This window comes from Ruegeria sp. CDSA077, assembly GCF_059612265.1.
This window is the reverse complement of record NZ_JBXWQG010000018.1, coordinates 49,529-57,448: the sequence shown is the minus strand read 5'-3', so window position 1 is coordinate 57,448 and position 7,920 is coordinate 49,529. Positions and strand designations below refer to the sequence as shown.

Here is a 7,920-nt window from a genome sequence, read left to right as displayed (position 1 = left end):
GAATTTACCACTCCCCTTGATTAGGCGGCGCAACGACTATGGACTGCGTGTTGAATAACTGGCACTCGTGAACCGGACCTATTGGACGCATCAAATGCCCAAGATTGTTGATCATGAATCCCACAGCCGTGACCTTGCGCAACTTGCGGCTAACCAAGCTGCCGGAAGTAAAGTTACTCAATTTGTCCACCCACTATGCCAAACCGTTCGACGATAACATCCAGCGATTTGCGGCAATGTTGTATGTCTTCGCGAGCGTTCTTTCTGATCGCATTCAGCACCAGCAAACGCCGTGGCGTCGGATACCAACGGTTGAAATCAATGCCAAAGCATTTGTGGGCATCCATGTCTAGGTTTTTGAGGCTCAACAGTAGGTTGTGATACGATTGTGTCATGGTGGCCGCTGTGAATGCGACCTTGCTTTTGCGAAGCAATGCCTCGAGATCAAGGAAATACAGCCCGGATGTCCGCAAGCTTCCGTTAAAATACAAATGAGAAAGCATAAAGCTTGCGTAGGTCGTAAGAATATGTATGGCGTGACGGGTATTGACAGATAGTAAGACGCCGTTCGGCGACAGGCATGGTTTCCAATCTTCCGGGCGTACATTGCGCATCAGGCTGCCCGTGCAATTAACGAAGATACAACCTTGTTCGACTGCAAGACGTTTTCCGCTTCGCATTACCATCTGCGGCCCGGATCCAGCGTCAACGACATCGTCGAGATAGTCCCATATCTTTTCTCGTAAACCCGCTTCAATCCGCTGGTTCTCATCTTCCGCAAGGAGGCCATAGATGTAGTTCATGCTTCTTGGGTCTGGGTTGGTGGCGTAATTCGCGATGAAATGCTTGCGCACAACCTCTTCGTTGTGGCCGTCGAACCGGATGACGCAATCGCGAAACACCTGTGCCGCTAACGCTCCACCGACCCACCTGCGAATTCCAGTCGGAAAAAACTTCGTTCTGTTCAGGTAATAGGTTCCGTTCCCATTGATAAGCGAGACAGGCCGGCCGTTGTTTTCGTTCAATATTTCAAGAACCGTGTCCAATCCCGTTTTACCGCCGCCGACTACGTAGACCGGGGCATTCGGAGAGGTCGAAAGTGTCTCCCTAAGTTCAGATGGCGTGATTGAAAGTACTTGTCTTGACGACAGCGACATGCGCTCGGGCACCTGATAGTTGAACCCGGATGCATGTATGACACGGTTTGCTTCGACGCAGATGATCTCGTGCGGACGCCCCGTCGGATGCACATAAACTTCCGCGCTCCATCGGCCGGATTTCACGACTTCTTTGATGTCTGTCGCAACATGGCCGAAGAGTTGCTCCAGCGTTAGCAGGCGGCCTATTGTCTCTAGGCACCTGGCCAGATGTGCCTGAACTTCATCGCGCGCGGCAAGGTACTGTCTTGGGTTACGCCAGTTCCACCGCATATTTCCAACTGTAAAAAGAGGATGAGGTTGATGCAAACGCACGTAGTCATAAGCCACAGTCCACATACCACCGGGCTTGGCCTTTTCATCGACCAGCAATACCCGCGCGGATTTGGGAAGATAAACCGAAGCGGCATGCAATGCATTGAGTCCCGCAATCCCGGCCCCCACTACGACCAGGTCATAATGTGGTTTCCGGGTTTCGGGTCTGTGGTAGCTCTCATTTTGCTCCTTTTGGTCGAGCACAGCGTGACTCCTTTGTAAAAAGAGACCTGCAACCTACGCTAATTGGCGTGGGCGGAGAACAGGCAGTACAAACAGACCCATTGTGTCCAGGCCAGCAAGCTGCTGACGGACGCCTAGTCTGAATTCATTGCGACAAAGTCAATTTGCAGGCAAAGTTCCGAACACAACAGGTTCGCTTCGGTCCTGTACACTGACTCATCCGATTGGTCGGCTTCTAAACAGTCAGCAAGCACTTGCGTCGCTGCGGGTTGAAAAACACGTTGTCCGCTTCGCTTGCAAAAATCGTAGGCCGTGCGCGCTTCCTTTGTTGCATCAGACAGCCTTCCAGTCCTACGCAATGTATCAGCCAGCAACGCGCGAAACAGTGGAGCAGCCAATGCAACGCCCTTGGTCGCCAAATGCAATGTATCTTTCATCTCCAGGATCGTGCTGCTGCTCGCACCAAAGAGCTTTGACTCGGACCAGATGCGGAGAAACCGACTATGGGCTCCCCAAGCTGTAACGTCATTTGTTTCGCAATACGGAATGGCAACTTCCGCCAGTTCAAGCACTTTTCCGAAATTTCCAAGAAAGCAATGGGCGTAGATTTCTGCCGTGTAAGACCATCCGATTGTTGCCGGATGTCCCAGAGAGTGTGCTGCCGCAAGGTTGTTCGAGAGCAAATTTGTCGTTGCGGTATGATCCCCCTTTAGTGCTAGGCTCACGGCCCGAAATCCTAACGCCGCGATCAAACAATCGGAACCAAATCTCGTCATCATCGCTAGGGCTGACTCTCTCTCGTAGTGTACAGTTAACTGATCAATGTGCTGGTTCATCTCGGGAAAATTCGCGAGAAAGAAGTTGATGTAGGCGAGCATCCTGTGCGCCTGGCAAAGATACCGGTCCTGGCCCTTTTCTGTTGCGAGTTGGAACATGTGCTGCGCCGGTTCCCTTGCCGCGTCGAAATGTGACGAAAAGTGAAACCCGGCGAATATGCCGTAGATAACCTGGCATCGCTGATCCAGATCGTCGATCGTATCGATCAGTGATAACGCATTCCGAAAAGCGTTAACCGTTTTCTCTTCGGCCGGTCCTCTGGCAACATATGACGCCTGACCGAGCCCGAGATGCATTTCGAATGCCAGTCTTCGCAACACCTCGTCGCTTTCGGCGTTGTCCGCAACCAGCTTCAATCCTTTCGAGTACAACGTGACCGCATCCTTTGGAGCGCCGCGGCTGAGCGCGAGCGACGCCGCCTTTCGCCAAAGTGGTGTAGCTTGGTGGACCATGCCGGCTTGCGTCCAATGATAGGCAATTACTTCCGGAGATGTGGGCGGCCTGTTATTGTCGTCCATTGACAACACGCTTGCCACCCGGGCGTGCAACGCGGTCTTTGCCCGGCGAATTTGGCTGCCATATGCAACATCGCGGATCAGGGAGTGTTCGAACACAAAATCCTGATTTTCTTCCAGCGTATGCAGCAACCCCGCCTGGACCGCGCTGTTCAAGCCAGAGTTTATCTGCTCTAGCGGAACGTTCAGGACCTCCGAGAGCAGGTTGGGGCCAAACGGCCCCCCCAGTGCGGCCGCGACCTGTAGTAGATGTCTCGTCGGAGCCTCCACAGTATCCAGACGCGCCTGAAGGCTTTCGTGGAGGGTCAGGGGAACGCGTGACACAACATCTCCGGTAACACCCGCCTGATCGGTCTCATGGTCGCTTAGCATGACCTTTGCCAATTCCACCAGGAACAAGGGCATTCCCTCGGACCGTTCGACCAGTGTAGACCGGGCCTTGGCATCCAAACAGTTCTTGCCATCCAGCGAACTGATAATCGCCATGGACACGTCCGGGTTCAGTGGCGCCAACTCGACCGCTTCATGGGCTACCCAAGACGCAAGTTTCTGATGGTCGCGGTCCCGGCACCCCAAAAGAACCATGAGCGGCGCGCCTGCGTCTTCCTCCGCGATCTGCAGCAAGGCATCATTGGTCGCTGAATCAATCCATTGGATATCGTCGGCCACAACCAGAACCGGGCCTTCCTTGACCCGAGCAAAGATCAGCTTGGACAAGGAAGATAGAATGCTGACCATTCTCTTTTTAGGCCCAAGTTTCGTTGGGGTTTTTGCGACACCGGCAAGCAAGTCTTCGATCGCCTGACGCTCGTCACTGTCAAGCGTGGCCCCAGTCACAGCATTTAGCCTCGCAAGCGTGCTGCCCGATTCGTTGTCGGACTCCGTTTGTATCTGGTGCAACAGCAATTCTCGAATAGGATGCAACGGGCTATGTGCATAAATTGGCGACCCGCGGAGCAGCAAAACGCTGGCAGCTTCGTGTCCGACTTCTTCCAAAAACAGATTTATGAGGAAGCTCTTGCCAATGCCTGGCTCACCCTTGACCAGCACGACCTGTTTTACACCCGCCTGAACCTTTTTCCATTTGGCCCTCAGCTCGCCCAGTTCCCTCTCGCGCCCTGTTGCGACGGAATCGTTGCTTTTTTGTTCCAAGGCGGGGAGCGCGGTGGACAATTCGGTTCCCTCGACTGTCCAAAAGGGGACATCCACACCAAAGCCCTTGAGGGACACATGTCGTGGGCCGCTCAGCGGAACCATGTCGGCAACAAGGCCATGTGTGCTCTCCGATATTCCGACGGCACCGATATCGACGGCGCTTTGAATTCGGGCGGCTAGAAAAACCGCGGATCCTGTGATCGTCATTTGCAGCTCGCCGTCGCTACCCCTGCTGGGCTTAATGACCGCCTCACCAGAGGCGACCCCTATGCGCGTTTGCAACCTCGATCTCAGTTTCTGGTCAAACCGTTGCACCTTGCGACTAATTTCAACGGCAGCGGATACCGCACGAAGCGCAAAGGCATCAAGCGCATCTGCGTAACCAAACACTGCGACCACGCCATCGCCGGCAAACTGATAAATCGATCCGCCGAAGTCTTCGACGACCTCCTGACAGAGCTGATAATACGCGTCCATCAACTCGAACAGATCGTCGGTGCCGAGTTCAGAGGCCAGGGCGGTCGAGTCAACTAGGTCGCAGAAAATCGCCGTGAGCAAGCGCCGCTCGCCACTTTCCTCTTTTAAATCAAGTTGATCTCGCTTCATCGGTCATCTTTCCACACGACAATCACCGGCAAAACACAGGCAAACCGACTAAGGTCGAGTATCGCCGCTTGGTCAAAGCAGTCAACTCTGGCACACTTTCTGCAGGTATCATGTCGATTGGGGGCCTGCCGCCATGATGTATTTAACGAAGTTATTCACGAAGTTATTTAAGAGGTTTCCGACCTTCTTCTATTTTTTGTTTCAATCCGGTCTGATATCTCGGCTCTTCTCCCGGGCATTCATTAACTTTATTGCAAACTCGATGCCGCCACGCCCGCGACCACTATCGCTCGCCTCACCTTACACGTCCTGGCGCTCTTTGACCGACAAGAGCTTTACCGGACGCCACCTGCCACCAGAAAAGTACCAAGACCTGCCGGATGTGGATTCGGTCGCGCAATTGTGGCGACGGGGCGAGCGGGAAATACCATCCATCAAGTCCAGCATGCTGTTTTCTTTTTACGCCCAATGGCTGACAGACAGCTTTCTGAGAACGGATCTCGGGTGCACGAAACGGAACCATTCAAACCATGAGTTGGATCTTTGCCAGATCTACGGGCTGGGTCCCGATCAAACGAAGGCCTTACGAGAAAAGAAGGACGGACTCCTGAAATCCCAAAGACTTCAGAAACAGGGAGATGAGGAATTTCTTCCCTACCTTTTTGATCAAGACAAAATCGGAATCGATCCGAAGAAATTTGCCGCGCAGCCGCAGGCGTTCGTTCATAAAGACTTTGCAAAATTACACGATCTCAAACGTCTCAAAGCTGTTTTCGGGAACTCGAACCCTGAGAATCTGAGGTACTATTTCGCCACCGGTCTGGAGCACGGAAACTCTTCTCTCGGCCAGACACTTCTTAACACGATCTGGATGCGCGAGCATAACCGTATTGCCCGCATGCTGCGCGACAGCACGGCTTTGACCGATGACGACGAAATCTTTGAGAGAGCGCGAAACATCAACATCGTCCAGTACCTGCGGATAATCATACGCGACTACATTCGGCATATTTCCCCGATAGATGTGGCGTTGGATATCGTGCCAGGCATGGCTGAGCGGAAGAAATGGTATCGGGAAAACTGGATCGCGATCGAGTTCAATCTTTTGTACCGCTGGCACTCGATGGTCCCGGATGAGTTTCAGATTGGAGACCAGAGTTTTGACCAGATGGAACTCAAGGCCCCCGATCTGCTCAAAAAGTTCGGGATTGAAAAGCTGATCACGGCCGCGACGCAGCAAAAGGCCGGGCGGATAGGGTTGCAAAACACGCATAAGATGTTCTTTCAACCCTTCAAAGTTGGCGACACAACACATGACAGTGTCATGGTTCGGTCCGTAAAAATGGGCCGGGATGCGGAAATCGGAAGATATGTCGACTACCGAAAAGCCTTCGGCTTGAAACCCCTTAAGGGGTTCGCCGATCTGACCGGAGATTCTGGGCCGGACGAACAGAGACTGCGCAGGAAGCTAGATGAACTCTATTCGGGGAAAGACGACCTGAGAGAGCTTGAATGGCACGTCGGCGTGTTCGCCGAAAAGGCTCAAGAAGGTCGTCCTTTCGGCGATCTGATGTCACGAATGGTCGGTTACGATGCCTTCACGCTTGCGCTCACGAACCCGCTTCTGTCCCAGCAGGTATACACTGACGACACCTTCACTCAGCAGGGGCGGCAATATCTTGAAAACACGGACACACTGGGCCAGGTCATTCGGCGAAACGTCACGAGACCCAATTCCGTGTGCGCGTCCTTTACAACGCCCCGCGCTGTTCCGGGTTCTTATGGCCTCCCGGGCCTTGGCGTCGTTGTTGATACGCTTGACTTCCTATTCATTTCGGGGTGGCGCAGATTTTTCGAGAAGCGGAAGAAATATTACAATAGCTCGGTGTTCAAATCAGGGTTTTTGATACGGTCAATTGTTGTTCTGGACAAATTGGGAATGGAACCGTTTCTGAATTGGAATGATGGACGGCTGAAAAAGACCTTTGGATTTGGTTGGGCCGCACCGCCGGCTCGACTCATCGGCAACACAATCCCAAGCATATTTACCGATGGTCCGGCGCACGACGCATTCAAGCGCCTATACAGTGCGATACTGACCCAAAATGCGCCGACGTTGAAATCAACGTTCGAAAACGTCGTCTATGACCACGCCTCCGGATGGGAGACCACATCGGGGCAGCCGATGCGGAGCGCGATTGAAGATTTTGCGGCGGATTTTGTCTTCCGTTGGTATCTGGGAGACGGCCCGGATACTGCGGATGTCAAAAAGGTCTACCTGAAGATATTCAAGTACAAACCGTTGATCTCGCTCATCAATTCTCTTGGGCTTTATGGCGGGAAAGCAGAGTACAAAGGGCTCACAAACTTCGTGCGTTCGTCTGACAGGTTCAAAAACTATTGCGAATTGGCCAAGGAAAATATGAACCTCGACGACCCCGAGGAAATCTTGCACCAACTGCTCTTCGTTCTTGGGGTCAACAATTTTCTGGGTCTGCAAAACATCGCCAAGTCAATCTGGGCTGAGTTATCCAACAATGAATACGTCGCGAACGATATCAAGAAAGAGCTGATCGAAGCAGGAGCCAGCCGATTGCGTGAGACCAAATTCGCCGCTCTGAGTTCCTCGAAGAAGCTGGACAACTTCCTGCTTGAAGTGCTTCGCAAACATCCTCCGGTCTTCTTTATTTTTGGAACCGCCACGCAGAACTTCTGTTTGAAAACCTCGACCGGAGTCTACCGGATTGCCAAGGGCGACAAGCTGACCGGGGTCATCCCGATGGTTCAAATGGATCCGGATGTCTACGACAATCCGGACGATTTTAGACCGGATCGCTTTGAACGGGGCGCATGCCCAGGCAATCTGGTCTGGCCCCACGCCTCTCATACCGCCGCTGTCAAGAGTGACGACCATGGTTGCCCAGGACGTGACTACGCGTTCGATTTCGGCAGGCTCTTCTGCAGCTTCCTGTTGCTCGATTGCGATTGGCATATGGAAAAGCAGATCTGGAGCGACAGGGAACTAAACTTAAATGTCGCCGCGCCGAAGGGCGACATGGTTGTCAATCATTTCCACCTGTTGTGAAGCGGTTTGGTTGAGCGGCCAATTCAGAACCGCTATCCAACAGTGGGTTTGGTCGGGCCTTTCTGGT

3 protein-coding genes are annotated in these 7,920 nt (G+C 53.0%); 1 reads left to right on the top strand and 2 read right to left on the bottom strand.

Annotation, left to right across the window (positions count from 1 at the left end; translation table 11 throughout):
• Positions 1-173 precede the first annotated feature (173 nt).
• Both AC2FLE_RS20265 and AC2FLE_RS20260 read right to left on the bottom strand, forming a co-directional pair.
• Positions 174-1,676 (bottom strand): FAD-dependent oxidoreductase, encoded by a 1,503-nt coding sequence (locus AC2FLE_RS20265; RefSeq protein WP_496699311.1) that lies wholly within the window; start codon positions 1,674-1,676, stop codon positions 174-176.
• A gap of 113 nt (positions 1,677-1,789) precedes the next feature.
• Positions 1,790-4,768: an ATP-binding protein gene (locus AC2FLE_RS20260; RefSeq protein ID WP_496699309.1), complete on the bottom strand. Its 2,979-nt coding sequence runs from the start codon at positions 4,766-4,768 to the stop codon at positions 1,790-1,792.
• 136 nt (positions 4,769-4,904) lie between these two features.
• On the opposite strand from AC2FLE_RS20260, the gene AC2FLE_RS20255 reads away from it, so the two are divergent.
• Positions 4,905-7,853 carry a cytochrome P450 gene (locus AC2FLE_RS20255; RefSeq protein ID WP_496699307.1) on the top strand — a complete coding sequence of 983 codons (2,949 nt, stop codon included), beginning with the start codon at positions 4,905-4,907 and terminating at the stop codon, positions 7,851-7,853.
• Positions 7,854-7,920 lie beyond the last annotated feature (67 nt).

Excerpts from the sequence above, each read along its gene's own strand:
- AC2FLE_RS20255 (WP_496699307.1), top strand. The coding sequence starts at position 4,905 with ATGTATTTAACGAAGTTATTCACGAAGTTATTTAAGAGGTTTCCGACC.
- AC2FLE_RS20260 (WP_496699309.1), bottom strand. The coding sequence starts at position 4,768 with ATGAAGCGAGATCAACTTGATTTAAAAGAGGAAAGTGGCGAGCGGCGC.